We start from the raw sequence: 26,582 nt of genomic DNA, 5'->3' as shown, positions 1-26,582 counted from the left end.
ACGTGTCATGCCGCCGCACCCGTCACACGGGGACGTCGCTCCGGCCCGGTGGCGCCGTGCTCACTAGACTCCGCGGCATGGACTCCGCCGCGTCGACTCCCAGCACCCCGTCCGCCGCCCCCGACATGAAGCCGCGCTCGCGCGACGTCACCGACGGCATGGAGCGCACCGCCGCCCGCGGCATGCTCCGCGCGGTCGGCATGGGGGACGAGGACTTCGGCAAGCCGCAGATCGGCATCGCCTCGTCCTGGAACGAGATCACCCCCTGCAACCTCTCCCTGGACCGCCTCGCCCAGGCCTCGAAGGACGGCGTCCACGCCGCCGGCGGATATCCCCTGGAGTTCGGCACGGTCTCCGTCTCGGACGGCATCTCCATGGGCCACGAGGGCATGCACTTCTCCCTCGTCTCCCGTGAGGTGATCGCCGACTCGGTGGAGACCGTGATGATGGCCGAGCGCCTGGACGGCTCCGTCCTGCTCGCCGGCTGCGACAAGTCGCTGCCGGGCATGCTCATGGCTGCCGCCCGCCTGGACCTGGCCTCCGTGTTCGTCTACGCCGGCTCGATCATGCCGGGTGTCGCCCGCCTGACCGACGGCACCGAGAGGCAGGTGACCATCATCGACGCCTTCGAGGCGGTCGGCGCCTGCGCCCGCGGTCTCATGTCCGAGGAGGACCTGCTCCGCATCGAGAAGTCCATCGCCCCGGGCGAGGGCGCCTGCGGCGGCATGTACACCGCCAACACCATGGCCTCCATCGGTGAGGCCCTCGGCATGTCCCTGCCCGGTTCCGCCGCCGCCCCCTCCGCGGACCGTCGCCGTGACGCCTTCGCGCGCCGCTCCGGCGAGGCCGTGGTGAACATGCTTCGCCAGGGCATCACGGCCCGGGACATCATGACCAAGCCCGCGTTCGAGAACGCGATCGCCGTGACCATGGCCTTCGGCGGCTCCACCAACGCCGTGCTGCACCTGCTCGCCATCGCCCGGGAGGCCGGCGTCGACCTGCAGCTGTCCGACTTCAACCGCGTCGCCGACCGCACCCCGCACATCGCCGACCTCAAGCCGTTCGGCCAGTACGTCATGACGGACGTGGACCGCATCGGCGGTGTCCCCGTGGTCATGAAGGCCCTGCTGGACGAGGGCCTGCTGCACGGGGACACCCTCACCGTCACCGGCAAGACCCTCGCCGAGAACCTGGCCGCGCTCGATCCGGACCCGGTGGACGGCAAGGTCATCCGCACCATGGACGACGCGCTGCACCCCAACGGTGGCATCGCGATCCTCCACGGATCGCTGGCCCCGGAGGGCGCCGTCGTGAAGTCCGCCGGCTTCGATGCGGACGTCTTCGAGGGCACCGCGCGCGTCTTCGACCGTGAGCGCGCCGCCATGGACGCCCTCGAGGACGGGACCATCGCCGCCGGCGACGTCGTGGTCATCCGCTATGAGGGCCCGAAGGGCGGCCCGGGCATGCGCGAGATGCTCGCGATCACCGGCGCCATCAAGGGCGCGGGCCTGGGCAAGGACGTCCTGCTGATCACCGACGGGCGCTTCTCCGGCGGCACCACCGGCCTGTGCATCGGCCACATCGCCCCCGAGGCCGCCGAGGGAGGGCCGATCGGCCTGGTGCAGGACGGCGACCGCATCCGCGTGGACATCGCCGGGCGCACCATGGACCTGCTCGTGGACGAGGCCGAGCTCGCCGCCCGCCGCGAGTCCTGGGAGCCGGTGCAGCCGAAGTTCACCACGGGCGTGCTGGGCAAGTACGCCAAGCTGGTGCACTCCGCCGCCGAGGGCGCCTACCTGGGCTGAGGCCCGGTCGGCCCGCACGCCGCGACGAGCAGGGGATGAGCATGCACGAGATCGACGCCCGGGCCGGGGGACCCGCGCCGCGTCCCGGGCGGGAGGCGCGCTGATGGAGGTCGTCATCCTGTCCGACGCCGCCGGCGTGGACGTGCAGCTGCTCGCCGCGCAGACCCGGCGGGACGACGCCCGCTTCTTGGACGGCGACCTCGAACTCGCGGGGGAGTACCGCCACATGGGGGAGGCCAAGCCGTCCTGGCAGGGCCTCTGAGCGCCCCTCGTCCATCGACCCGTCCACCCCCGGAAGGTGCATCCGTGCCCGCCTCGCTCCCTCACCGGCCGCGCGCCGAGCAGGCATCGCCGGCCGTCGCATCCCCGTCGGTGCTGCGCGCGGACCGCGTCCATGACGGCGAGTGCCTCGGCGGCCCCGGCTGGATCGCCCTGGCCGAGGGCCGCGTGGTGGCTGTCGGGACCGGCGACCCGCCGCGCACCCGCGGCCCCGTCCACGACCTCGGCGACGGCCTCCTCGCTCCCGGCTGCGTGGACGTGCACTGCCACGGCGGCGGCGGACACGCCTTCGAGTCCGGTGCGGCCGCGGCACGCGCGGCGGCCGCGGCCCACGCCCGTGCGGGCACGACCACGGTGGTGGCCTCCCTCGTCACGGACCACGTCGATGCGCTCGCGGAGCAGCTGACGGCCCTGACGCCCCTGTGCGCGGAGGGGGTGCTGGCCGGCGTGCACCTTGAGGGTCCCTGGCTCTCGCCCCTGCACGGCGGCGCACACCGGTCCGCGTCGCTGCGGGCGCCGGCGCCCAAGGACGTCGCTCGCCTCGTCGAGGTCGGCGCGGATCACCTGGCGATGGTCACGCTGGCCCCCGAGCTGCCCGGGGCCCTCGACGCGGTGGACCGGCTGGCGGAGGTGGGCGTCGTCGTCGCGATCGGCCACACGGACGCCTCCTACGAGACCACGCGCGCGGCGATCGACGCGGGCGCGCGGATGGCCACCCACCTGCACAACGCATGCCGGCCCGCCCACCACCGCGAGCCCGGGCCCGCCGTCGCCCTGCTGGAGGACCCGCGCGTGGGGATCGAGACCATCGTGGACGGCGTCCACCTGCACGCGGCCACGGTGCGGCGGGTCGCCCGGGAGGCCGGGGAGCGGTGGATCCTCGTCTCGGACGCGATGGCCGCCGCCGGCTGCGGCGACGGCGAGTTCCCCCTCGGGCCGCTGCGGGTCCGGGTCCACGACGGCGTCGCGCGGGTGGTCGGCGCGGACGGGGCCGCCGGGGCCATCGCCGGGTCCACCGCCACGGTCGCCGGCTCGGTGCGCTCCGCCGTCGCCGCCGGGGTCGACCTCGACGCCGCGCTGCGGGCGGCCACGGCCGCGCCCGCGGACGCCCTGGGGCTCCCCGACGTCGGCCGGCTCCGAGCCGGGAGCCGAGCGGACGCCGTCGTCTTCGGCCCGGAGCTCGAGGTGCGCGGGGTGCTCCGTCACGGAACGTGGGTGAAGGCGGCCGCCCCCTCGGCGGCTGACTAGGGTGGGCTCAGGCCCGGGATCCGACCTCGACCGCCCCGTCGTCTCACGATGTGACGCTTTATCTCACATTGCGAGACAGTCGGGTGGTCGATGGCGGACGAGGCGCCCGGCTGTCGATACTGAGACCACCCCCGAAGGACCCGGCGGCCGTGTCCCCACCTCAGACTCCGCCACGCCGGCCCGATCCGTCATCGACGCGGCCACGGTCCCCGACGCCCGACGGATCCGAACGACGACCGTCCGACGCCCCCGCGCCGGACACGCAGCGACGAACGCAGTGAGGTGACCCCATGAGCACGACCCCCCGCGACGCCCGCGCGGCGGTCCCGCAGGTCCCGACGCCGGCCTTCCGCCCGACGGAGACGGCCCGGGCCCAGGAGCGCCGTCCGGCCCTCCGTCCCGAGATCGTCGAGCCGCGGGTGCCCGGCGAGGGCTCCCGCGTCGAGCCGACCCGGATGACCGGCTCGCAGGGCATCATCCGCTCCCTGGAGGAGCTGGGGGTCACGGACGTGTTCGGGCTGCCCGGCGGCGCCATCCTGCCGACCTACGACCCGCTCATGGACTCCGATCGGATCCGCCACATCCTGGTGCGCCACGAGCAGGGCGCCGGTCACGCGGCACAGGGCTACCACCTGGCCACCGGCAAGGTCGGCGTGGCCATCGCCACCTCCGGTCCCGGCGCCACCAACCTGGTGACCGCCATCGCGGACGCCCACATGGACTCCCAGGCGGTCGTGTTCATCACCGGCCAGGTCTCCTCCGCCGCGATCGGCACGGACGCCTTCCAGGAGGCGGACATCGTGGGCATCACGATGCCCATCACCAAGCACTCCCGGCTCGTGACCCGGCCCGAGGACATCCCCCAGGCCCTCGCCGAGGCGTTCCACATCGCCGCCACGGGCCGGCCCGGGCCCGTGCTCGTGGACGTCACCAAGGACGCCCAGCAGGGCGAGTTCGAGTTCGCGTGGCCGCCCCGGATCGACCTGCCCGGCTACCGCCCCGTCCTGCGCGGCCACCCCCGGCAGATCCGCGAGGCCGCCCGGCTGATCCGCGCGGCCCGGCGCCCCGTGCTGTATGCGGGCGGCGGCGTGGCCCGCGGCGAGGCCCATGAGGAGCTGCGCGCCCTCGCCGAGCTCACGGGCGCCCCCGTGGTCACCACGCTCACCGCCCGCGGCGTCTTCCCCGACTCGCATCCCCAGCACCTGGGCATGCCGGGCATGCACGGCGGCGTCCCCGCCGTGGCCGCGCTCCAGCAGGCCGACCTGCTGATCACGCTCGGCGCCCGCTTCGACGACCGCGTGACCGGTCACCTGCCCTCGTTCGCCCCCGGCGCCCGCGTGATCCACGCGGACATCGACCCGGCCGAGATCTCCAAGAACCGCACCGCGGACGTGCCGATCGTCGGCCACGTCAAGGAGATCATCCCGGACCTGGTGGCCGAGCTCGCGACGGACACCGAGGCGCTGCCCGACCTCGCCGACTGGTGGGCGGTGCTGCGGCGCCTGCAGGACACCTACCCGATGGGCTGGACCGAGACCGAGGACGGCCTCCTCGCGCCCCAGGAGGTGATCTCGCGCCTGTCGGCCCTGTCCGGCCCCGAGGCCACCTACGTGGCCGGCGTCGGCCAGCACCAGATGTGGGCCAGCCAGTTCGTCGCCTACGAGCGTCCGCGCCAGTGGCTCAACTCGGCCGGCCTCGGAACGATGGGCTTCGCCGTCCCCGCCGCGATGGGGGCGCAGGTGGGCGAACCCGACCGCGTGGTCTGGGCCATCGACGGCGACGGCTGCTTCCAGATGACCAACCAGGAGCTCGCCACGTGCGTGATCAACCGCATCCCCATCAAGATCGCGGTGATCAACAACTCCTCGCTGGGCATGGTGCGTCAGTGGCAGACCCTCTTCTACGACGGGCGCTACTCGAACACGGACCTGAACACGGGCCATGACACCGCCCGGGTGCCGGACTTCGTCAAGCTCGCCGACGCCTACGGCGCCGCGGGCCTGCGCTGCGACCGTCGGGAGGACCTGGACGACACCATCCGCCAGGCACTCGCCATCGACGACCGCCCCGTGATCGTGGACTTCGTGGTGTCCCGCGACGCCATGGTCTGGCCGATGGTCCCCGCGGGGGTCAGCAACGACGCGATCCAGGTGGCCCGGGACATGACGCCCGACTGGGACCAGGAAGACTGAGGAGGGCAACCGATGGAACGCCACACCCTGTCCGTGCTCGTCGAGGACGTGCCCGGCACCCTGACCCGCGTGGCCGGCCTCTTCGCCCGGCGCGCGTTCAACATCCACTCGCTGGCCGTGGGCGTCACGGAGGTCGAGGGCCTGTCCCGGATCACCGTGGTCGTCGACGCCGACACGGACCTGCTCGAGCAGGTCACCAAACAGCTGAACAAGCTGATCAACGTGATCAAGGTCGTCGAGCTCACGCCCGACTCCTCCGTTCAGCGCGACCACCTGCTCGTGAAGGTGCGCGCCGATGCGGCCACCCGCGGCCAGGTCGTCCAGGCGGCCGACCTGTTCCGCGCCCACGTCGTCGACGTGGCCCCGGAGTCCCTGACCCTCGAGGCCACCGGCACCCGTGACAAGCTCGAGGCCTTCCTCGAGATGATGGAGCCCTACGGCGTGCGTGAGCTCGTCCGCTCGGGCACCCTCGCCCTCGCCCGGGGGCCGCGGTCCATGACCGACCGCGCCCTGGCCCGCTGACCGTCCCGATCCACCCATCCCGTGAGGAGAACAGCATGACCGTGAAGAAGTTCTACGACGACGACGCCGACCTGTCGATCATCCAGGGCCGCACCGTGGCCGTCATCGGCTACGGCTCCCAGGGCCACGCCCACGCCCTGTCGCTGCGCGACTCCGGCGTGGACGTGCGCATCGGCCTCGCCGAGGGCTCCAAGTCCCGCGCCAAGGCCGAGGCCGAGGGCCTGCGCGTCGTCGACGTCGCCACCGCCGCCGCCGAGGCCGACCTGATCATGATCCTCACCCCGGACCAGGTCCAGGCCGACGTGTACGACCAGCACATCGCCGGCAACCTGCAGGAGGGCGACGCCCTGTTCTTCGCGCACGGCTTCAACGTGCGCTTCGGCTACATCCAGGCCCCCGAGGGCGTCGACGTCGCCCTGGTCGCCCCCAAGGGCCCGGGCCACGTGGTGCGCCGCGAGTTCGAGGCCGGCCGCGGCGTGCCCGCGCTGATCGCCGTCGAGAAGGACGCCTCCGGCCAGGCCCACGCCCTCGCCCTGTCCTACGCCAAGGCCGTGGGCGGCACCCGCGCCGGCGTCATCGAGACGACCTTCACCGAGGAGACCGAGACCGACCTGTTCGGCGAGCAGGCCGTGCTCTGCGGCGGCGCCTCCCAGCTCGTGCAGTACGGCTTCGAGACCCTCACCGAGGCCGGCTACCAGCCCGAGATCGCCTACTTCGAGGTGCTGCACGAGCTGAAGCTCATCGTCGACCTCATGGTCGAGGGCGGCATCGCCAAGCAGCGCTGGTCCATCTCCGACACCGCGGAGTACGGCGACTACGTCTCCGGCCCCCGCGTCATCACCCCCGACGTGAAGGAGAACATGAAGGCGGTCCTCGCCGACATCCAGTCCGGCGCCTTCGCGCAGCGCTTCATGGACGACCAGAAGGCCGGTGCGCCCGAGTTCAAGGAGCTCCGCGCCCGGGGCGAGGCCCACCCGATCGAGAAGACCGGCCGCGAGCTGCGCCAGATGTTCTCCTGGCTCAAGGACGCGGACGACGACTACACCGAGGGCACTGCGGCCCGCTGAGCCGCCCGAGCCCCCGACGCCGGCCCCGGGCATCGCGCTCCGGGGCCGGCGTCGCATTCCGGCCACGGTCCGGTCACGCGTCTAGGCTCGAACCGGAGCGCGGGCCGGCCCGCCTCCCATCCCACCGCACCACACCTCCAGGAGCACCCGTGAGCGCAGCCCAGCCCGTCGTCCTGATCGCCGAGGAACTCTCGCCCGCCACCGTCGAGGCCCTCGGCCCCGACTTCGAGATCCGCCGCACGGACGGCGCCGACCGCGCCCGACTCCTCGAGGACCTGCGCGACGTCGACGCGGTGCTGATCCGCTCGGCCACCCAGATGGACGCCGAGGCGATCGCCGCCGCGCCGCAGCTGAAGGTCATCGCGCGCGCCGGCGTCGGGCTGGACAACGTGGACGTGCCCGCCGCCACCGAGGCCGGCGTCATGGTCGTCAACGCGCCGACGTCGAACATCATCTCCGCCGCCGAGCTCACCTGCGGCCACATCCTGGCCGCCGCCCGCAACATCGCGGCCGGCAACGGCTCGCTGAAGGCGGGGGAGTGGAAGCGTTCGAAGTACACGGGCGTCGAGCTGTACGGGAAGCGGCTGGGCGTGATCGGCCTGGGCCGCATCGGCGCGCTCGTGGCCGAGCGCATGAAGGCGTTCGGCATGGAGATCCTCGCCTACGACCCCTACGTGACCACCGCCCGCGCGCAGCAGCTCGGCGCGAGCCTCGTCGAGCTGGACGAGCTGCTCGAGCGCGCCGACGTGGTCACGATCCACATGCCCAAGACCCCCGAGACGGTCGGCATGATCGGCGATGAGCAGTTCGCCCGTATGAAGGACACCGCGATCATCGTGAACGTGGCCCGCGGCGGCCTCGTGGACGAGGACGCCCTCGCCCGCGCGCTCGAGGCCGGAACCATCGGGGGCGCCGGCATCGACGTGTTCAGCTCCGAGCCGGCCACGGACCTGGCGTTCTTCGCCCACGACTCCGCCGTCGTCACCCCCCACCTGGGCGCCTCGACCGCCGAGGCCCAGGAGAAGGCGGGCGTCGCCGTCGCCGGCTCCGTGCGCCTGGCCCTCTCCGGCGAGCTCGTGCCGGACGCCGTGAACGTGGCCGGCGGCGCGATCCACGAGGACGTGCGCCCCGGTCTGCCGCTGGCCGAGAAGCTGGGCCGCGTGCTCACCGCGCTGGTGGGCGAGCAGTCCATCACGGCCGTCGAGGTGGAGATCGCCGGTGAGATCGCCGAGCACGACGTCTCCGCGATGCGCCTGGCCGCCCTGAAGGGCGTGTTCACGGACATCGTCTCGGACCAGGTCTCCTACGTGAACGCCCCCGTGCTGGCCGAGCAGCGCGGCGTCGAGTGCCGCCTCACCACCACCGCGGTGTCCGAGTCCTACCGCAACACCGTCACGGTGCGCGCCGCGACCGCGCAGGGCACCCAGACCGCCGTCACCGGCACGCTCACCGGCCCGCGCCAGGTGCAGAAGCTCGTCGGTGTGGACCGGCACGAGCTCGAGGTGCCGCTGGCCGACCACCTGCTCGTGTTCGCCTACCAGGACCGCCCGGGCGTGATCGGCGTCCTGGGCCAGGCCCTCGGGGTGCAGGGCGTGAACATCGCCGGCATGGACGTCTCGCGCGACGACGAGGGCGCCGCCCTGGCCGTGCTGACCCTGGACGGGGCGCTGTCCGGAGACACCGCGGCCACGCTGGCCGCGGCCATCGGCGCCGCCCGTGCGGCCGAGGTGGACCTCTCCGCCTGACCCGTCGACGCCCGGGCGGGCATCGCGGGGCCGGCGCGCGTCGCCCTGTGTTGAGATGGTGTCCATGTCGCGTCCACCCGAGCCCCGCCCCGCACCCGCCCCGACCGCGCGCGCCGCAGCAGCCCGCCCCGCCACGGCTCCGGGCGTGCAGGGCCGCTGGGCCCGGCGCGCGGCGGGCGGGCTGATCGGCGTCAGCGTCCTGCTCCCCACCTGGTCGTTCGCCCTCCCCTTCGTGTTCGGGCTGGGCCCGCGGCAGGTGCCGTGGTGGCGCGAGGTCTTCGACGTGAACCACGAGGCCAACCTCACCGCGTGGTGGAGCTCGGGCCTGCTCCTGCTGGGGGCCGCGGGCTTCACCACGGTGGGTCTCGTGCGTCGCGCGCTGGGGGCGGACCGGCGGCGGAGCCTGCTCGCGTGGTTGACCCCCGCGGCCCTGCTGGGGGCCATGAGCCTGGACGAATCGACGCAGATCCACGAGTAGGCCGGCCAGCTGTGGGAGGCCCTGCCGTTCGCGGGGGAGAACCCGCTGCCCGCGTTCCAGTGGCTGATCCTCGGCGCGCCGGCCGCGATCGTCGTCCTCGGGCTGCTCGCGCTGTGCACCGTCGCCCTGCCCCGCCGGACCCGGGCGCTGACGGTGGCAGGCGGCGCGGTGTTCTTCGTCGGCGCGATCGTCCTCGAGGCGGTGCCGCTCGTCTTCGGGATCGGGCGCAGCACCCTGGCCTACCACGTGGCGACGCACGCGGAGGAGCTGACCGAGATGATCGGGGCGTCCGTGCTCGTGGTGGCCCCGTGGGCCCACCTCCACCTGCGGCCTGCGCCGGGCCATCTGCAGGTGACCGCCGACGGCGTCCCGGACGTCGGCGCGGACGACGTCGTCCTCGGCGCGGGCCCCGGCCCCGCCAGTAGACTCGACGACTGTGACTGACGCCCGCGCCCCGTACTACCTGACCACGGCCATCTCCTACCCGAACGGCGAGCCGCACATCGGCCACGCCTACGAGTACATCGCCTCGGACGCGATGGCCCGCTTCCAGCGGCTCGACGGGCGGGACGTGCGCTTCCTGACCGGCACGGACGAGCACGGCCAGAAGATGGAGCAGACGGCGCAGCAGCAGGGCGTGAGCGCCCTCGAGCTGGCCACGCGCAACGCCGCCGTCTTCAAGGAGATGGACGACGACGTCCTGGACATCTCCTACGACCGCTTCATCCGCACCACGGACACGGACCACGCCGAGGCCGTCCGCGAGATCTGGCGGCGCATGGAGGCCAACGGGGACATCTACCTCGGCTCCTACGCCGGCTGGTACTCCGTGCGGGACGAACGCTACTTCGGCGAGGACGAGACCGAGGTGGGTCAGGACGGGGTGCGCCGCGCCGTCGAGACCGGCACCGAGGTGACGTGGACGGAGGAGGAGTCCTACTTCTTCCGCCTGTCCAAGTACCAGCAGCCGCTGCTGGACCACTACCGCGAGCACCCGGACTTCGCCGCCCCCCGGTACCGCTTCAACGAGGTCATCCGCTTCGTGGAGGCCGGGCTCGAGGACCTGTCCATCTCCCGGACCTCCTTCCAGTGGGGCATCGACCTGCCGGCGCCCGCGGACCCCGACGCCGACGACGCCGACCGGCGCGCCGACCACGTCACCTATGTCTGGGTCGACGCGTTGACGAACTACCTCACCGGCGCGGGCTGGCCCGCCGAGGACCCGGAGGCGTTCGCGCGCTACTGGCCCGCGGACCTGCACGTGATCGGCAAGGACATCTCCCGGTTCCACTGCATCTTCTGGCCCGCGTTCCTCATGTCGGCCGGCCTCGAGCTGCCGCGCCGCGTCATGATCCACGGCTTCCTGAACAACAACGGGGCCAAGATGTCCAAGTCCCTGGGCAACGTGGTGCACCCGCGGGAATGGGTGGCCCGGTACGGCCTCGACGCCATCCGCTTCTTCCTGCTGCGCGAGTTCCCGTTCGGCGCGGACGGCTCCTACAGCCACGAGGCCGTGGTGAGCCGCAAGAACGCGGACCTGGCCAACAACCTCGGCAACCTCGCCCAGCGCTCGCTGTCCATGGTGGCCAAGAACTGCGGCGCCGCCGTGCCCGAGCCGGGCGAGCTCACCGAGGCGGACCGCGCCGTCCTGGCCCAGGTCGACGCCCTGCTGGAGCACTCCCGGTCCGCGTACGCGGTGCAGGACTTCCACGACGCGCTCGAGGAGACCTGGCGCGTGCTGGGGGAGGTCAACGCCTACTTCGCGGACCAGGCCCCGTGGGTGCTGCGCAAGACGGACGAGCCACGCATGCGCACGGTGCTGTACGTGACGCTGCAGGCCGTGCGCCGGGTGGCCCTGCTCGCGCAGCCGGTGATGCCCGACTCGGCCTCGCGGCTGCTGGACCTGCTCGGCGTCCCCGCCGGGGGCGACGCCGGCCGCACCGGCGCGTCCGGCTCCGGCCCGCGGTCCTTCGCCGCCTTCCACGAGGACCTGGTCCCCGGCACTCCGCTGCCCGCACCGCAGCCGGTCTTCCCGCGCCACGAGGAGCCCGCGGAGGACTGAGTCCGTCCGGAGGGTGAGACCGGGTGTCACACGATGTGGTCCCCACGCGTGCCGCGCGTAGCCTGAGGGCCATGACCGAGACCACACGCAGCTCCGCAGACCCCCTGGACATCGCCGTCATCGGCGGCGACGGCATCGGCCCCGAGGTCACCGACCAGGCCGCCGCCGTCCTGCAGGCGGCGCTGCGTGCCGAGGGACGCCCGGAGGCCCGGCTCACCCCGTATCCGCTGGGTGCGGAGCACTGGCTCGAGACCGGCGAGGCGCTCACGGACGAGGTCCTCGAGTCCCTGCGCCGCCACGACGCGATCCTGTTCGGGGCCGTGGGCGCCGCGCCCGGGGACGAGCGCATCCCGTCCGGGCTGATCGAGCGCGGCATGCTGCTCACGCTGCGCTTCGCGCTGGACCACGGCGTGAACCTGCGCCCGGCCACCCTGCTGCCCGGCGCCGTCAGCCCCCTGGCCGCGCCCGGCGAGATCGACTTCACCGTGGTGCGCGAGGGCACGGAGGGGCCGTACGTGGGCAACGGCGGTGCGATCCGCGTGGACACCCCGCACGAGATCGCCACGGAGGTCTCCGTGAACACGGCGTTCGGCGTGCGCCGCGTCGTCGAGGACGCCTTCCGTCGCGCCGACGCGGGCGAGCGCAAGCGCCTCACGCTCGTGCACAAGCACAACGTGCTGGTCCACGCCGGCCACCTGTGGCGCCGCACCGTGGAGTCCGTGGCGGCCGACTTCCCCGCGGTCACCTGGGACTACATGCATGTCGACGCCGCCATGATCTTCCTGGCGACGGACCCGGCCCGCTTCGACGTGATCGTGACGGACAACCTGTTCGGGGACATCATCACGGACCTCGCCGCCGCCGTGACCGGCGGCATCGGGCTCGCCGCCTCCGGCAACATCAACGTCGAGGGCACGGCGCCGTCGATGTTCGAGCCGGTCCACGGCTCCGCCCCGGACATCGCAGGCCAGGGGGTCGCCGACCCCGTGGCCGCCATCCTCTCCGCCGCCCTGCTGCTCGAACACGTGGGCGAGGCCGGCGCGGCGTCGCGCGTGCGCACCGCCGTGTGGGCGCACCTGAAGGACCGGGTGGACGGCGCGCGGGGCACCACCGCCGAGGTCGGCGCCGACGTCGTCGCGCGGGTCTGACGCGCGGGCCCGGCGCGTCGGCGCCGGGTCTAGGATGGGGCGACGGCCTGTGGCGTGTGCCACGCCCGGCGCCGTGGCCCCCGCGCGTCGTGCCCGGCACCGGAGCCGTCCCCATCCGCCACCCGTCACGAGGAGTGATCCCACCGTGTCCGAGACCGTGTTCACGCGGCAACCGCATCTGTCCCCGATGTCCGATCAGCAGCGCGTCGAGATCCTCCAGGACCCCGGTTTCGGCAACGTCTTCACGGACCACATGGTCTCGATCGACTGGACCTGGGACGAGGACGGCGGCGCGTGGCACGACGCCCGCGTGGAGCCCTACGGCCCGCTCTCCCTGGACCCCTCCGCCTCCGTGCTGCACTACGGCCAGGAGATCTTCGAGGGCCTCAAGGCCTACCGCCACGAGGACGGGTCCGTGTGGACGTTCCGCCCCGAGGCCAACGCCGCGCGCCTGAACCGCTCCGCCCGTCGCCTCGCGCTGCCCGAGCTGCCCGAGGAGATGTTCCTCGGCTCCCTCAAGGCCCAGCTCGAGGCCGACCGGGACTGGGTCCCCACCGGCGAGGGGCAGTCCCTGTACCTGCGCCCGTTCATGTTCGCCACCGAGGCGTTCCTGGGCGTGCGCCCGGCCAAGGAGGTGCGGTACATGGTGATCGCCTCGCCGGCCGGCAACTACTTCGGCGGCGAGCTCAAGCCGGTGACCATCTGGGTCTCGCGTGACTACGCCCGCGCCGGCAAGGGCGGCACGGGCGCGGCCAAGACCGGCGGCAACTACGCCGCCTCGCTGCTGCCCCAGCTGCAGGCCGCGGCGAAGGGCGCCGACCAGGTCGTGTTCCTCGACCAGTACCACGACGACGCGATCGAGGAGCTCGGCGGCATGAACGTGTTCTTCGTGCACGCCGACGGCCGCCTCGTCACCCCGGCGCTCACCGGCACGATCCTCGAGGGCGTCACCCGCTCCTCGATCCTCCAGCTCGGCCGGGACATGGGCCTGACCGTCGAGGAGCGTCGCGTCACCCTCGCCGAGTGGGCCGAGGGCGTCCGCTCGGGCGAGATCACCGAGGTCTTCGCGTGCGGCACCGCCGCCGTCGTGACCCCGATCGGCCGTCTGCTCGACGGCGACGACGTGATCGAGTCCGCCGGCGGGGCCGACGTGGCCCTGAAGATCCGCACCGAGCTCGAGGGCATCCAGACCGGGCGCGTCGAGGACCGCCACGGCTGGCTGCACCGCCTCGTCTGACCCCACCCCACGAACGGAGACCCCCGTGAGCTCGCACCGCTCCTCCGCGGCCGCCGAGGGCGCCCCACTCCCGGCCACGACGCCGGAAGACCTCCCGCCCACCGAGGCCGCCGGCCGGCCCCGCTGGACGCCCGCGAAGATCGCCGTCTGGGTGGCCGTCGCCCTGCTCGGCGGCGTCGCCTGGACCATGCTCGCCCTGCACCGCGGCGAGACGATCAACGCGATCTGGTTCGTGTTCGCCGCCGTGGCGACGTTCGCGATCGGCTACCGCTTCTACTCGAAGTACGTCGAGCGCATGATCGTCCACCCGGACGACACCCGCGCCACCCCGGCCGAGTACCGGGCCGACGGCCGGGACTACGTGGCCACCGACCGCCGCGTGCTCTACGGCCACCACTTCGCGGCCATCGCCGGCGCCGGTCCGCTCGTGGGCCCCGTGCTCGCCGCGCAGATGGGCTACCTGCCCGGCACCATCTGGATCATCGTCGGCGTGATCCTGGCCGGCGCGGTCCAGGACTACCTCGTCCTGTTCTTCTCGATGCGCCGCGGCGGCCGCTCGCTCGGCCAGATGGCCCGGGACGAGCTGGGCCGCGTCGGGGGCACCGCCGCGATCGTCGCGACCCTGCTGATCATGGTGATCATCACGGCCATCCTGGCCCTCGTGGTGGTCAACGCCCTGGGTGAGTCCCCGTGGGGCGTGTTCTCCGTGGCCATGACCATCCCGATCGCGCTCTTCATGGGCGTGTACCTGCGCTGGATCCGCCCGGGCCGCATCACCGAGATCTCCGTGATCGGGTTCGTCCTGCTCCTGGCGGCCATCATCGGCGGCGGCTGGGTGGCCGGGACCGAGTGGGGCGCGGCCCTGTTCACCCTGGACCGCACCACCATCGCCTGGGCCGTGATCATCTACGGGTTCGTCGCGGCCGTGCTGCCCGTGTGGCTGCTGCTCGCTCCGCGCGACTACCTGTCCACCTTCATGAAGATCGGCGTGATCGCCGGTCTCGCGCTGGCCATCGTCGTCGTGCAGCCGCGCATCGGCACCCCCGCGTTCTCCGAGTTCGCCTCGGGCCAGACCGGCCCGGTGTGGCCCGGTTCGCTGTTCCCGTTCCTGTTCGTCACCATCGCGTGCGGTGCGCTCTCCGGCTTCCACGCGCTGATCGCCTCGGGCACGACGCCCAAGATGGTGGAGAAGGAGCGGCAGACCCGCTTCATCGGCTACGGCGGCATGCTCATGGAGGCCTTCGTGGCGGTCATGGCGCTCGTGGCGGCCGTGTCCATCGACCGCGGCATCTACTTCGCCATGAACGCCCCCGCCGCGCTCACCGGCGGCACCCCCGAGACGGCGGCCGCTTGGGTGATGAGCCTGGGCCTGGCCGGCGTGGACGTCACGCCCGAGCAGCTCACCGCGCTGGCGAACCTCGTGGGCGAGGACACGGTCGTCTCCCGCACGGGTGGCGCCCCGACGCTCGCCGTCGGGCTCTCGATCATCATGGGCCAGCTGATCGGCGGCGAGGCCCTCATGGGCTTCTGGTACCACTTCGCCATCATGTTCGAGGCGCTGTTCATCCTCACCGCCGTGGACGCCGGCACCCGCGTGGCCCGGTTCATGCTGCAGGACTCCCTGGGCAACGTGGTCCCGCGCTTCAAGGACACCTCGTGGCGCGTGGGCGCGTGGGTCTGCACGGCCATCATGGTGGCCGCCTGGGGCGCCGTGCTGATCATGGGCGTCACCGATCCGCTGGGCGGCATCAACACGCTGTTCCCGCTGTTCGGCATCGCCAACCAGCTGCTCGCGGCGATCGCGCTCGCCGTCGTCCTGACGATCGTCGCGCGCCGCCGGGACTTCCGGGGCCTGTGGATCGTGGCGCTGCCGCTGGCGTTCATCACCGTGGTCACCACCGTGGCGTCGTTCCAGAAGATCTTCTCCTCCATCCCGGCGGTGGGCTACTGGGCGCAGCATCGCGCGTTCCAGGACGCGCTGGCGGCGGGGAAGACGAGCTTCGGCGCCGCGAAGTCCGTGCCGGCCATGGAGGCCGTGGTCCGCAACACCTTCATCCAGGGCACGCTCTCCGTCGTCTTCCTGGTGTTGGCGCTGATCGTCATCACGACGTCGGTGCTCGCCACGGTGCGCGCCTTCCGCGGCACCGAGGTCATCGACCACCAGGACCCGTACGTGCCCTCGCAGCGCTTCGCCCCGGCCGGGCTGTTCGCCACGGCCGAGGAGAAGGAGCTGCAGCGGCAGTGGGACGCCCTGCCGGCGGACCGGCAGCCGGTGCGGGGTCACTGACGTGGCCGATCCGCGCGCGACGCCGGCCGGGCCCTCCACCGCGGAGGGCTCGGCCGGCCCGTCACGGCCCGGGGTGTGGGCCCGGGCGCGCTGGTGGGTCCGCCAGCTCTCCGGTGAGGGGAAGTACGACGCCTACGTGGCCCATCACCGGGCCCACCACCCGGGGCGGGCACCGATGACCGAGCGGGAATTCTGGCGGGCCGAATACGCCCGCCAGCAGGCGAACCCCGGCAGCCGCTGCTGCTGAGCGGTCTCGACCCGCTCCGCCCGGCACCCCGCGCCGCACCCCGCTGAGCCAGACGAATCCGCCCGCGAGCCAGACGAATCGGTCGCCCCGGGCCGTCCGCCGCGGCCGAATCGTCTGGCTCGCGGCGTCAGCGGGGTCGGCATCGGGTGGGGTGTCCAGCGACGGCGCCCGCTGCTCACCCACTAGGCTGGCGGCCATGCGCATCGCCCGTTTCGTGGACCAGGCCGAACCGACCTACGGCATCGTGGAGGGCCCGGCCGACGCCGACCCCGCCGAGCTGAGCATCACCGCCCTGCAGGGGGACCCGTTCTTCCATGGGATCCAGCCGACCGGCACGACCCACCGCCTCGAGGACGTGCGGCTGGTCGCGCCGATCATCCCGCGTTCGAAGATCGTGGGCGTCGGCCGCAACTGGGCCGACCACGCGAAGGAGCTCGGCAACGAGGTCCCCGCCTCGCCGCAGTTCTTCCTCAAGCCGAACACCGCCGTCGTGGGTCCGAACGAGCCCGTGACCCTGCCGAGCTGGTCGGACGAGGTCTCCTACGAGGCCGAGCTCGCCGTCGTCATCGGCACCATCTGCAAGGACGTGCCGGTGAGCCGCGTGGACGACGTCGTGTTCGGCTACACCGTGGGCAACGACCTCACCGCCCGCGACGCCCAGCGCACCGACCTGCAGTGGGCCCGCGCCAAGGGCTTCGACGGCGCCTGCCCGCTGGGCCCGTGGATCGAGACCGAGCTGGACGTGGAGCCGGCCGGCGGCCTGCGCATCACGTCTCGGCTCGACGGCGAGACCCGCCAGGACGGCACGACGGCGGACATGGTCTTCGGCGTCCGCGAGCTCGTGGCCGCGGCCTCGGAGATGTTCACCCTCCTTCCCGGCGACGTGATCCTGACCGGCACCCCGGGCGGGGTCGGGACGGTCCAGGAGGGCCAGCGCGTCGAGGCCGAGGTCGAGGGCATCGGCGTCCTCGCCACCGTCTTCCGCCGCTGATGCAGGCGCCCGACGACGGCGTCCGGGCCCCCGCGTAGACTCGGGACATCATGACTGACGCCACCGCTCCCGTGTCCGAGAACGCCCCCGCCCCCTTCGCCGACGTCCCCCAGGTGGACGCCGAGACCCCCGTGCGCGTGCGCTTCGCCCCCTCGCCCACCGGCACCCCCCACGTGGGGCTGATCCGCACCGTCCTGTTCAACTGGGGCTGGGCGCGGCACACCGGCGGCACCCTCGTGTTCCGCATCGAGGACACGGACGCCAAGCGCGACTCGGAGGAGTCCTACCAGCAGCTGCTCGAGGCGATGCGCTGGCTCGGGATCGACTGGGACGAGGGCGTCGAGGTCGGCGGCCCGCACGAGCCGTACCGTCAGTCCCAGCGCGGGCAGATCTACGCGGACGTGATCGAGAAGCTCAAGGCCGGCGGATACATCTACCCGTCCTACTCGAGCCCCGAGGAGACCGAGGCCCGTCACCGGGCCGCCGGCCGCGACCCCAAGCTCGGCTACGACGGCCACGACCGCGACCTCACGGACGAGCAGATCGCCGCCTTCGAGGCCGAGGGCCGCGCGCCGGTCTGGCGGCTGCGCATGCCGGACGAGGACATCACCTTCACCGACCTGGTGCGCGGGGAGATCACCTTCAAGGCCGGCTCCGTGCCGGACTTCGTGGTGGTGCGCGCGGACGGCTCGCCGCTGTACACCCTCGTGAACCCGGTGGACGACGCGCTCATGGGCATCACCCACGTGCTGCGCGGTGAGGACCTGCTCTCCTCGACTCCGCGCCAGATCGCGCTCTACCGCGCCCTGCACGCGATCGGCGTCGCCCGGTACATGCCGGTGTTCGGCCACCTGCCCTACGTGATGGGCGAGGGCAACAAGAAGCTCTCCAAGCGCGACCCGCAGGCCAACCTGTTCCTGCACCGGGACAACGGCTTCATCCCGGAGGGCCTGCTGAACTACCTCGGCCTGCTGGGCTGGTCCCTCTCCGCGGACGAGGACATCTTCACCCCGCAGCAGTTCGTGGAGCACTTCGACGTGCACAAGGTGCTGGCCAACCCCGCCCGCTTCGACGAGAAGAAGGCGATCGCGATCAACGGCACGCACGTGCGCATGCTCGACGTGGCCGACTTCCGCGACCGTCTCGTGCCCTACCTGCACGCGGCCGGCCTCGTGGGCGAGCACCTGACGGAGCGGGAGATGGAGGTCCTCACCGCCGCGGCCCCGCTCGTGCAGGAGCGCGTGCAGCTGCTCGGCGAGGCCGTCGAGATGCTCGCCTTCCTCTTCACGGCGGACCGGGACGTCCGGACGGCCGAGGGCGCCCTCAAGGGGATGCCGGCGGACCTGGGCGCCGCCGTCGCCGCGGCCCGGGAGGCGCTGGCCGCCCTGCCCGAGGACGAATTCACCACCGAGCGGATCGAGGCGGCGCTGCGGGCCGCCCTCATCGACGGCCTGGGCCTCAAGCCGCGCCAGGCGTTCGGCCCCGTGCGCGTCGCGGTGACCGGCCGCAAGGTGTCCCCGCCGCTCTTCGAGTCGCTCGAGATCCTGGGCCGCGACTCCGCGCTCGCCCGCCTGGACCGCTTCGCCGCGGAGCAGGGCCTGGACCAGGGCCGGCCCACCGACGCATGAGCCGGGGCGCCAGCACGACGCCGGCCGGCGGGTCCGCGGGCGCGCCCGCGCCGCCGGCCTGGGACGCCGTCCTCTTCGACCTGGACGACACGCTGCTGGATCTGCGCTCCGCCCAGCACGCCGCGTTCGACGCGACGGTGCGCCGGCAGTGGGCCGGGGCCGCCGACGTCGACCCGGCGGTGCTGGCCGAGGCCACCGAGGCCTTCGCGTCCGACACCGGCGGCCACTACGGGCGCTACGTGTCCGGGGAGCTGACGTTCGAGGAGCAGCGGCTGGCCCGCGTGGCCGACGCCCTGCGCACGCTCGGCGTGCCCGAGGATGCGGCGACTCCGCTCGACGGCCTGTGGACCACCGACTACGAAGAGGTCGTGCGCGGGCACTGGGCGCTGTTCCCCGCGACCGCCGACGTGCTCGCCGAGGTGCGGGGAACAGGCCGTGGCGTGGGGATCGTCACGAACAACGTGGAGACCTACCAGCGCGGCAAGGCCGACGCCCTCGGCCTGGAGTGGGTCGAGGTGCTGATCGGCTCGGACACGGCCGGGGCCCCGAAGCCGGACCCGGCCCCCTTCCTGGCCGGCTGCTCCCGCCTGGGCACGGACCCGGGACGCACCCTCATGGTGGGGGACAGTCTGCGTCACGACGTCGAGGGGGCCCGGTCGGCGGGGCTCGTTCCGGTGTGGATGAGCCCCGACGCCCCCGCCCACGGCGGGGTGGCGGAGCCGCTCTGGGACGAGGAGCACGCGTGCTGGCGGATGCGGGCGATCGGCGGGCTGCGGACCTGGCTGGCGGCCTGACCCGCCGATTTTGCACGCGCCGCCCGGAGGGTGTAGAGTTCTTTCTCGTTGCCGGAGAGATCCGGGAACACCGGGCTCATGAATATGATGCACATCGGCCAGGCGTGCTTGACCGACAGTGGGGTATGGTGTAATTGGCAACACAACGGTTTCTGGTACCGTCATTCTAGGTTCGAGTCCTGGTACCCCAGCGAGTCTTCGGACTCAGTGAACGCGCACGGGCGGAGACGCTCGGACGTGGCGCACGGCCCCATCGTATAGCGGCCTAGTACGCCGCCCTCTCACGGCGGTAACGCGGGTTCAAATCCCGCTGGGGTCACGCAGTCGCCGCCCGGTCCTCGGACCGGAACGGCACGGGCGGATGAACGCATCCGTCGCCTGAACAGGAGACACAGGCGCAGAAGAAGGTCTCCACGGCATCGCTTCCGCACACGCGGACAGCGCGCTCGGCCCCATCGTATAGCGGCCTAGTACGCCGCCCTCTCACGGCGGTAACGCGGGTTCAAATCCCGCTGGGGTCACCCGAGTGACAGGAGGCCCGGTCCCTGCGGACCGGGCTTCCGTCGTCTGCGTCGGCCGGGCCGGCGGGATGGGCGGCCGGCGCGCGCCCGTGAGACGATGGCCCACGTGCCACACACGGATCAGAACGCCCCAGACCTCGGTGTCGACACGGCCGTCCGCCGCGTGCGCGAGCACCTCGCCGCGCTCGAGCTGCCCTTCGAGACCGTCACCGCGGGGCAGGACCGCGCCGAGCGCGAGCGCACCCTGCACCAGATCGACGACTACGTGCTGCCCCGCCTCGATTCGCTCGACGCGCCGCTGCTGGCCGTCGTGGGCGGCTCCACCGGTGCGGGCAAGTCCACGCTGGTGAACGCGCTCGTCGGCCACGAGGTCTCCCGCTCCTCCGCCCTGCGGCCCACCACGCGCCAGCCGCTGCTGCTGCACAACCCCGCCGACGCCCACTGGTTCACGGGCCCGCGGGTGCTGCCCGACCTCGCCCGCGTCAGCGTGCACCGCGACGCGGCCGCCGGCCCCGTCGAACCCGACCAGTCCGCGATGGACACGGTCGCGCTCGTGGCCGAGCCCGCACTGCCCTCGGGCATCGCCCTCGTGGACGCCCCGGACATCGACTCCGTGGCGGACCAGAACCGCGCGCTGGCCCGGCAGCTCCTCGAGGCCGCCGACCTGTGGATCTTCACGACGACGGCGCACCGCTACGCCGACGCCGTGCCCTGGCAGCTGCTGGACGAGGCCGCCGCCCGCGACATCACCGTGGCCGTCGTGCTCGGCCGCGTGCCCGAGGGCGCGGCGGAGGACATCACCCCGGACCTGCGGCGCATGCTCACCGAGCGTGGCCTCGCCGACGCCCGGATCCACGTGATCCCCGAGACCCGCTTCGACGAGCGCGGCCTGCTCCCGCAGGAGCACGTCGCGGGCCTGCGCGCGTGGCTCGAGACCCTCGCCGCCGACGCCCAGGCGCGCGGCGCCGTCGCCCGCCGGACCGTGGACGGCGTGCTGGGCCAGCTGGCCGCCCGCGTCGCCGACCTGGCCCGCGCCGAGGAGGAGCAGCGGCACGCCGCGGACCTGCTCGCCCGGATCGTGGGGGACTCCACGGACCAGGCCGTCGGCCGGGTCCACGAGGCCACCTCGGACGGCACGCTGCTGCGCGGCGAGGTGCTCTCCCGCTGGCAGGACTTCGTCGGCACGGGGGAGTTCTTCCGCGGCGTCGAGACCACGATCGGCCGGCTGCGGGACCGCCTCGGCGCCCTCGTGCGCGGGCGCCCGGCAGCGCCCGAGGAGGTCGAGACCGCACTGGAGACCGGCCTGCACGCCGTGATGGTCGAGGCGGCCGCCGCGGCCGCCGAGCAGATCGAGCGGCGCTGGGCGTCCGAGCCGGCGGGCCGGGCCCTCGTGGCCGGGCGCGACCTGGGCGCCCTGGCGCCGGACGCGTCGGCGCGGGCGGCCGACGTCGTGCGGGACTGGCAGTCGGACGTCTTGGCACTGGTCCAGGAGGAGGGCGCGGGCAAGCGCACGCGCGCCCGCCTGGCGGCCACCGGCGTGAACGGCGCGGCCGTGGCCCTCATGGTGATCTCGTTCGCCTCCACCGGCGGACTCGCGGGCATCGAGGTCGGCATCGCCGGCGGCGCCGCCGTCGTCGGGCAGAAGCTGCTCGAGTCGATCTTCGGCGAGGACGCCGTGCGCCGCATGGCCCGGCGTGCCGATGAGCTGCTCGAGCGCCGCGTGCGGGCCTTCCTCGAGACCGTGCTCGCGGACCGCTTCCTGCCGCTGCTCCACCTCGAACGCGAGCCGCAGGCCACCGAGGAGCTGCGCGCCCTCGAGCCGGTGCTGCGCCGCGGGGTGGCCGCCGGCGTCGACGGCCCGACCGGGCCCGAGCACGCCCCGTCCGCCGCCGAGGCGGGGGAGGAGCCCCGATGAGCCGCCGCGACACCCCCGCCCTGGCCCCCCGCCTGGACGCCCTCGGCGAGGCCGCCGAACTGGCCGCGGGCCGCCTGCCCGAGGACGTCGTGGCCGGGGCCGACGCCGTCGTGCGCGCGGCCGGGGAGCGCCAGGCACTCTCCGCGGAGCACACCGTGGTCGGGTTCTTCGGGGCGACGGGCTCCGGCAAGTCCTCCCTGTTCAACGCGCTCACCGGCCGCAACCTGGCCCGCGTGGCCGCCACCCGGCCCACCACGTCCGAGCCGCTCGCCGCGGTCTGGGGCGTGGGCCGGGGACAGGGGCTGGACCCGGACGCGGAGCACGGCGACGGCACCAGCGAGGGCGGCGGCGCGGCCGCCCTGCTCGACTGGCTCGGCGTGCGCCGCCGCCACCTGCTGGACGAGGCGCCCGTGCTCGACGACGGCCGCCCCGGCTTCCTCGGCGTCGGCCGCCGTGACGGCGCCGACGCCACCGGCCTGATCCTGCTGGACCTGCCGGACATCGACTCGGTCGAGCGGGGCAACCGCGAGATCACCTCCCGGCTGGCCGGCCACGTGGACGTGCTGGTGTGGGTCGTGGACCCGGAGAAGTACGCGGACGCTGTGCTGCACCGCGAGTTCCTGGCGACCATGGGCTCGCACGCGGCCGTGACCCTCGTGCTGCTCAACCAGGTGGACCGGCTCTCGGTGCGTGACCGGGACGTCGTGCTGGCCTCGCTGCGCCGGATGCTCTCGGGGCACGGCCTCGGCGATGTCAGGGTGCTGCCCGTGTCCGCGCGCACGGGGGAGGGCCTCGAGGAGGTCGGCCGGCAGGTCGCGGCGATCGTCGCCCAGCGCGGCGCGGCCGCCGAGCGCCTGGGCGCGGACGTCGCGGCCCGTGCCGCGGACCTCGCCGCCGCCTCGGGCGAGGGCGAGCCGGCCGGCGTCGGGCCCGGGGACGAGCAGCGGCTCGGGCGCGAGCTGGCCGTGGCCGGCGGCGTGCCGGCCGTCGTCCGGGCGGTCGAGGGCTCGTACCGGCTGCGTTCGGCCAAGCGCACCAGCTGGCCCGTGCTGCGCTGGATGCACTCCTTCCGCGCGGACCCCCTGCGGCGCCTGCACCTGATGCCCGAGAGCGCCGCCCCCCGCCGCGACCGGGACGAGGTCGCCCGCGACCCCGCGCTGCACCGCACCTCCCTGCCCGAGCGCTCGGGCACCCAGCGGGCCGTCGTCGACGGCGCGGTCCGCACGCTGGCCGCCGCGGCCGGCGCGGGAGCCTCCGAGCCGTGGGCCGCCGCCATCCGCCGCGCGGGCCGGGAGCACGCCGAGGAGCTCCCCGGCGCCGTGGACCAGGCGATCGCCGCCACCGACCTCGGGGCCGGTCGGGGCAGCTGGTGGCACCCCGTGCTGGACGTGCTGCAGTGGCTCGCCCTCCTCACCGCCGTCGTCGGCGCCGGCTGGCTGGGCGTCCTCGCCCTGGCGGGGTACCTGCAGTTCCCCCTGCCGCCCGCGCCCACGGTCGAGGGCTTCCCCCTCCCGACGCTGCTGCTCGTCGGCGGCCTCGCGCTCGGCGTGCTGCTGGCCCTGCTGGCGATCCCCCTGACCCGGTGGACCGCCGCGGCGCGGGGACGCCGCGCGCGCCGCCGCCTCGAGGAGGCGACCACCGACGTCGGCCGGCGGCTCGTCGTCGACCCGGTGCGCGCCGAGGTGGACCGCTTCCACGCCTTCCGCGACGCCCTCGCCCGGGCCTCCGGCGTCCCGGTCCGGCGGGGCCGCCGATGACGGTGTGCGACCCCGCGGCCACGGCGGGGGCGACCGTCGGCGACCTCACGGAGGCCGAGCTGCTGGAGGTCGTCCTGACCGGTCTCGCCCCCGCCGTCCGGGACGGCCACTGGCCCGCCGGCACCGTCGCCCCGGGCGACGACGCCGCCCTCGTGCCCGCGCCCTGCGGTGGGACGCTCATCTCCACGGACGCGATGGGGGAGGGCACGGACTTCCTGCCCCGCTGGCCCGCCGGCCCCCGCACCCGCGGCCACGACGCCGGCTGGAAGGCCGTCGCCCAGAACCTCTCGGACGTCAACGCGATGGGCGGGACCGCCTCCGCGCTCGTCACCGCCCTCACCCTGCCGCCGACGACGCCGGTCGCCTGGGTGCGGTCGTTCGCCGCGGGCATCGTGGGCGCGGTGCGTCACCTCGGCGCGCCGGACTGCCGGGTGGCCGGGGGCGACCTGGGCACCGGCGGACGGGTCCACGCCGCGGTGACGGTGCTCGGGGACCCGCACCCCGGCGGCGTGCTGTGCCGCACGCCGGCCGCGGCGGACCGGGACCGCGTGCTCGCCGAGGGCGCCGACCTCGTCCATGCCCAGGCGGTGCCGGGAGGTCCCCGGGCCGCCGCGCCCCCGGGGCCGGGGTGGGCCGCCGCCGGGCTCGCCGTGCTGCTCACCGACCGCGCGGAGCTGGAGCGACGGGCGGACGCCCTCCCCGCCGCCGACCGGCCGTCACCGCGGGAGCTCGCCCGCGCCGTCCGCGCCCAGCTGCGACCCCGCCCGCCGCTGGCCCTCGGGCCCGCCGCGGTGACGGCCGGCCTGCTCACCCTCATGGACGTCTCCGACGGCCTGGGCAAGGACGCGCACCGCATGGCGGCCGCCACCGGCGGGGCCGGCCCCGCGCCGGCACCGTGGCTGGACGAGGCCTGGCTGGCGGAGGCCGCCGCACCCCTGCGCCGCGTGGCCGCCCTGGCCGGGACCAGCCCGGAGGCGCTCGTGACCGGCGGGGGCGAGGACTACGGCCTCCTGGGGCTGGCGTGGCCCGAGACCGAGCTGCCCCGGGGGTTCACGCGGATCGGCCGGCTCGTGCCGGCCGGGGCCCGGCCGCCGGCCGGGCACCGGCCCCTGTCCGGGTCCGGCTGGGACCCGTTCGCCGGCTGAGCGCCCGGGCCGGGGTCCGCGGGCGGGTCAGGCCGCGCGGAGGAGTCGCTCCGGGTCGAAGCGGTGGCCGAGGCCGATGACGTCCCACCCGTGCTCGCGCCACGCGGCGACGTCCAGGACGTTGCGCCCGTCGATCAGCAGGCGGGAGGCCACGCGTGCGCCCACGGTGTCCGGATCCATCTCGCGGAACTGGCGCCACTCGGTCAGCAGCAGGGTCAGCTCGGCGCCGTCCACGGCCGCCTCGAGCGAGTCCACGTAGTCGAGCCGCGGGAAGCGGGCGGCCGCGTTGGCGTTGCCCTCCGGGTCGTACACCCGGACGTCGGCGCCGGCCGTGTAGAGACGGTTGGCGACGTCGAGGGCGGGGGAGTCCCGGACGTCGTCGGAGTCCGGCTTGAACGTGACGCCCAGCACGGCGATCCGCGTGCCGTTGAGCACCTGCACGCTCGCCGGGGTGGGGGCGGGCCCGGAGGCCTCGGCCCGGCGGATGCGGCCGTCGCGAGCCGCGGAGAGCACCTGCACCGCCAGGTCCACCACGCGGTCACGGCGGCGCAGGTTGATGTCGTCCACCTCCGCCAGAAACCGCATGGTCCGGTCCAGGCCCAGCTCGGAGACGCGCGCCTGGAGCGCGCGGATGTCCTTGGGCAGACAGCCGCCCCCGAACCCCACGCCCGCGTTGAGGAACCGGCGTCCGATCCGCGCGTCGTGGCCGATCGCGTCCGCAAGGGTGCCGATGTCCCCGCCCACGTTCTCGGTGATCTCCGAGAACGCGTTGATGAACGAGATCTTCGTGGCCAGGAAGGCGTTCGCGGCCACCTTCACCAGCTCGGCCGTCTCGAGGTCCGTGCTGATCCACGGGGTGTCGTCCGCGAGCTGCCGCGCGTAGACCCGGCGCAGGATGCCCGCGGCGCGGGGCCCGTGCGTGCCGATGACGAGGCGGTCCGGGGTGAGCGTGTCCCTCACGGCGAAGCCCTCCCGCAGGAACTCGGGGTTCCAGGCGAGCTCGACCTCGCCCGGCAGCCCGGCCTCGGCGCGCACGGTGCGCACGAGCTCGGCCAGGCGGCGCGCGGTGCCCACGGGCACGGTCGACTTGCCGACGATCAGCGCGTCGCGGTCGATCGCCGCAGCGAGGGAGGCGACGGCGGCGTCCACATAGCTCAGGTCCGCCGCGGTCTCGCCCACCTTCTGCGGGGTGCCGACGCCGATGAAGTGGACGTCCGCCCAGCGGGCCGCCTCCGCGACGTCCGTGGTGAAGCGCAGCCGCCCGGAGGCGACGTGGGTGCGCAGCAGCTCGGGCAGGCCGGGTTCGTGGAAGGGCACCTCGCCGCGGGCCAGGCGCTCGATCTTGGCCGGGTCCACGTCCACGCCGAGGACCTCGAAGCCCAGCTCGGCCATGCACGCGGCGTGCGTGGCGCCCAGATAGCCCGTGCCGATCACGGACAGCCGCGGCGCGGCCTCCTGCTCGGCGGGGGCGGCGGGCGCGGTCGTCTCGGTCACGGCGGACTCCTCGGTGGTGC

At 74.0% G+C, this 26,582-nt stretch carries 21 protein-coding genes and 3 tRNA genes; 23 read left to right on the top strand and 1 reads right to left on the bottom strand.

The window, feature by feature from the left end; all coding sequences use genetic code 11:
• Positions 1 to 77: 77 nt before the first annotated feature.
• The 23 genes from ilvD (at position 78) to ACUJ8O_RS00515 (ending at position 25,068) form a co-directional block, all read left to right on the top strand.
• Positions 78 to 1,805 (top strand): dihydroxy-acid dehydratase, encoded by a 1,728-nt coding sequence (ilvD, locus tag ACUJ8O_RS00625; protein ID WP_095347313.1) that lies wholly within the window; start codon positions 78 to 80, stop codon positions 1,803 to 1,805.
• Between the two features lie 103 nt (positions 1,806 to 1,908).
• Positions 1,909 to 2,067 carry a hypothetical protein gene (locus ACUJ8O_RS00620; RefSeq protein WP_199244611.1) on the top strand — a complete coding sequence of 53 codons (159 nt, stop codon included), beginning with the start codon at positions 1,909 to 1,911 and terminating at the stop codon, positions 2,065 to 2,067.
• Between the two features lie 44 nt (positions 2,068 to 2,111).
• Positions 2,112 to 3,332: an N-acetylglucosamine-6-phosphate deacetylase gene (locus ACUJ8O_RS00615; protein ID WP_445373052.1), complete on the top strand. Its 1,221-nt coding sequence runs from the start codon at positions 2,112 to 2,114 to the stop codon at positions 3,330 to 3,332.
• Between the two features lie 290 nt (positions 3,333 to 3,622).
• The gene (locus ACUJ8O_RS00610; RefSeq protein WP_445373051.1) at positions 3,623 to 5,524 is read left to right on the top strand and encodes an acetolactate synthase large subunit; all 1,902 of its coding nucleotides are present in this window, start codon (positions 3,623 to 3,625) and stop codon (positions 5,522 to 5,524) included.
• 12 nt (positions 5,525 to 5,536) lie between these two features.
• The gene (gene ilvN / locus ACUJ8O_RS00605) at positions 5,537 to 6,046 is read left to right on the top strand and encodes an acetolactate synthase small subunit (protein WP_002854209.1); all 510 of its coding nucleotides are present in this window, start codon (positions 5,537 to 5,539) and stop codon (positions 6,044 to 6,046) included.
• A gap of 35 nt (positions 6,047 to 6,081) precedes the next feature.
• Positions 6,082 to 7,113, top strand: coding sequence for a ketol-acid reductoisomerase (gene ilvC, locus ACUJ8O_RS00600; protein ID WP_010078979.1), 1,032 nt, complete (start codon positions 6,082 to 6,084; stop codon positions 7,111 to 7,113).
• A 149-nt stretch (positions 7,114 to 7,262) separates the two neighbouring features.
• Entirely contained in the window at positions 7,263 to 8,858 is a 1,596-nt protein-coding gene (gene serA / locus ACUJ8O_RS00595; RefSeq protein ID WP_158184531.1) for a phosphoglycerate dehydrogenase, read from the top strand.
• Positions 8,859 to 8,922: 64 nt separating this feature from the next.
• Entirely contained in the window at positions 8,923 to 9,336 is a 414-nt protein-coding gene (locus ACUJ8O_RS00590) for a hypothetical protein (protein WP_236649750.1), read from the top strand.
• 168 nt (positions 9,337 to 9,504) lie between these two features.
• On the top strand, positions 9,505 to 9,780 hold the full coding sequence (locus ACUJ8O_RS00585) for a hypothetical protein (protein WP_236649748.1): 276 nt from the start codon (positions 9,505 to 9,507) through the stop codon (positions 9,778 to 9,780).
• Positions 9,773 to 11,398: a methionine--tRNA ligase gene (metG, locus tag ACUJ8O_RS00580; protein ID WP_158184530.1), complete on the top strand. Its 1,626-nt coding sequence runs from the start codon at positions 9,773 to 9,775 to the stop codon at positions 11,396 to 11,398. The genes ACUJ8O_RS00585 and metG overlap by 8 nt, the downstream gene beginning before the upstream one ends.
• Positions 11,399 to 11,469: 71 nt before the next feature.
• On the top strand, positions 11,470 to 12,546 hold the full coding sequence (locus ACUJ8O_RS00575) for a 3-isopropylmalate dehydrogenase (protein WP_445373050.1): 1,077 nt from the start codon (positions 11,470 to 11,472) through the stop codon (positions 12,544 to 12,546).
• A 187-nt stretch (positions 12,547 to 12,733) separates the two neighbouring features.
• The gene (locus tag ACUJ8O_RS00570) at positions 12,734 to 13,783 is read left to right on the top strand and encodes a branched-chain amino acid aminotransferase (protein ID WP_445373095.1); all 1,050 of its coding nucleotides are present in this window, start codon (positions 12,734 to 12,736) and stop codon (positions 13,781 to 13,783) included.
• A gap of 25 nt (positions 13,784 to 13,808) precedes the next feature.
• Positions 13,809 to 16,070, top strand: coding sequence for a carbon starvation CstA family protein (locus ACUJ8O_RS00565; protein ID WP_445373049.1), 2,262 nt, complete (start codon positions 13,809 to 13,811; stop codon positions 16,068 to 16,070).
• Position 16,071: 1 nt separating this feature from the next.
• Entirely contained in the window at positions 16,072 to 16,317 is a 246-nt protein-coding gene (locus ACUJ8O_RS00560; protein WP_080772545.1) for a YbdD/YjiX family protein, read from the top strand.
• Between the two features lie 196 nt (positions 16,318 to 16,513).
• Positions 16,514 to 17,308 (top strand): fumarylacetoacetate hydrolase family protein, encoded by a 795-nt coding sequence (locus tag ACUJ8O_RS00555; RefSeq protein ID WP_036338067.1) that lies wholly within the window; start codon positions 16,514 to 16,516, stop codon positions 17,306 to 17,308.
• 50 nt (positions 17,309 to 17,358) lie between these two features.
• A complete protein-coding gene (gltX, locus tag ACUJ8O_RS00550; RefSeq protein ID WP_445373048.1) occupies positions 17,359 to 18,936 on the top strand; it encodes a glutamate--tRNA ligase in 1,578 nt (525 codons plus the stop codon).
• On the top strand, positions 18,933 to 19,730 hold the full coding sequence (locus ACUJ8O_RS00545; protein ID WP_242934236.1) for an HAD family hydrolase: 798 nt from the start codon (positions 18,933 to 18,935) through the stop codon (positions 19,728 to 19,730). The genes gltX and ACUJ8O_RS00545 overlap by 4 nt, the downstream gene beginning before the upstream one ends.
• A 119-nt stretch (positions 19,731 to 19,849) precedes the next feature.
• Positions 19,850 to 19,921 (top strand) — tRNA-Gln (locus ACUJ8O_RS00540).
• Between the two features lie 55 nt (positions 19,922 to 19,976).
• Positions 19,977 to 20,049: transfer RNA gene (locus ACUJ8O_RS00535), tRNA-Glu, on the top strand.
• A 129-nt stretch (positions 20,050 to 20,178) separates the two neighbouring features.
• Positions 20,179 to 20,251: transfer RNA gene (locus ACUJ8O_RS00530), tRNA-Glu, on the top strand.
• A 106-nt stretch (positions 20,252 to 20,357) separates the two neighbouring features.
• Positions 20,358 to 22,166: a dynamin family protein gene (locus ACUJ8O_RS00525; protein ID WP_445373047.1), complete on the top strand. Its 1,809-nt coding sequence runs from the start codon at positions 20,358 to 20,360 to the stop codon at positions 22,164 to 22,166.
• Positions 22,163 to 23,923: a GTPase gene (locus tag ACUJ8O_RS00520; RefSeq protein ID WP_445373046.1), complete on the top strand. Its 1,761-nt coding sequence runs from the start codon at positions 22,163 to 22,165 to the stop codon at positions 23,921 to 23,923. The genes ACUJ8O_RS00525 and ACUJ8O_RS00520 overlap by 4 nt, the downstream gene beginning before the upstream one ends.
• Positions 23,920 to 25,068 (top strand): thiamine-phosphate kinase, encoded by a 1,149-nt coding sequence (locus ACUJ8O_RS00515; RefSeq protein WP_445373045.1) that lies wholly within the window; start codon positions 23,920 to 23,922, stop codon positions 25,066 to 25,068. The genes ACUJ8O_RS00520 and ACUJ8O_RS00515 overlap by 4 nt, the downstream gene beginning before the upstream one ends.
• 27 nt (positions 25,069 to 25,095) lie before the next feature.
• On the opposite strand, the gene ACUJ8O_RS00510 is transcribed toward ACUJ8O_RS00515, so the two are convergent.
• Complete coding sequence (locus tag ACUJ8O_RS00510; protein ID WP_036312925.1) at positions 25,096 to 26,562, bottom strand: UDP-glucose dehydrogenase family protein; 1,467 nt, start codon at positions 26,560 to 26,562, stop codon at positions 25,096 to 25,098.
• Positions 26,563 to 26,582 lie beyond the last annotated feature (20 nt).

This window comes from Micrococcus sp. EWR3.9.1, from assembly GCF_052615555.1.
This window is presented reverse-complemented; position numbering and strand designations above follow the sequence as displayed.

Coding starts and splice junctions, on each gene's coding strand:
- ilvD (WP_095347313.1), top strand. CDS start 78: ATGGACTCCGCCGCGTCGACTCCCAGCACCCCGTCCGCCGCCCCCGAC.
- ACUJ8O_RS00620 (WP_199244611.1), top strand. CDS start 1,909: ATGGAGGTCGTCATCCTGTCCGACGCCGCCGGCGTGGACGTGCAGCTG.
- ACUJ8O_RS00610 (WP_445373051.1), top strand. CDS start 3,623: ATGAGCACGACCCCCCGCGACGCCCGCGCGGCGGTCCCGCAGGTCCCG.
- ilvN (WP_002854209.1), top strand. CDS start 5,537: ATGGAACGCCACACCCTGTCCGTGCTCGTCGAGGACGTGCCCGGCACC.
- ilvC (WP_010078979.1), top strand. CDS start 6,082: ATGACCGTGAAGAAGTTCTACGACGACGACGCCGACCTGTCGATCATC.
- ACUJ8O_RS00590 (WP_236649750.1), top strand. CDS start 8,923: ATGTCGCGTCCACCCGAGCCCCGCCCCGCACCCGCCCCGACCGCGCGC.
- ACUJ8O_RS00575 (WP_445373050.1), top strand. CDS start 11,470: ATGACCGAGACCACACGCAGCTCCGCAGACCCCCTGGACATCGCCGTC.
- ACUJ8O_RS00570 (WP_445373095.1), top strand. CDS start 12,734: ATGTCCGATCAGCAGCGCGTCGAGATCCTCCAGGACCCCGGTTTCGGC.
- ACUJ8O_RS00555 (WP_036338067.1), top strand. CDS start 16,514: ATGCGCATCGCCCGTTTCGTGGACCAGGCCGAACCGACCTACGGCATC.
- gltX (WP_445373048.1), top strand. CDS start 17,359: ATGACTGACGCCACCGCTCCCGTGTCCGAGAACGCCCCCGCCCCCTTC.
- ACUJ8O_RS00545 (WP_242934236.1), top strand. CDS start 18,933: ATGAGCCGGGGCGCCAGCACGACGCCGGCCGGCGGGTCCGCGGGCGCG.
- ACUJ8O_RS00520 (WP_445373046.1), top strand. CDS start 22,163: ATGAGCCGCCGCGACACCCCCGCCCTGGCCCCCCGCCTGGACGCCCTC.
- ACUJ8O_RS00515 (WP_445373045.1), top strand. CDS start 23,920: ATGACGGTGTGCGACCCCGCGGCCACGGCGGGGGCGACCGTCGGCGAC.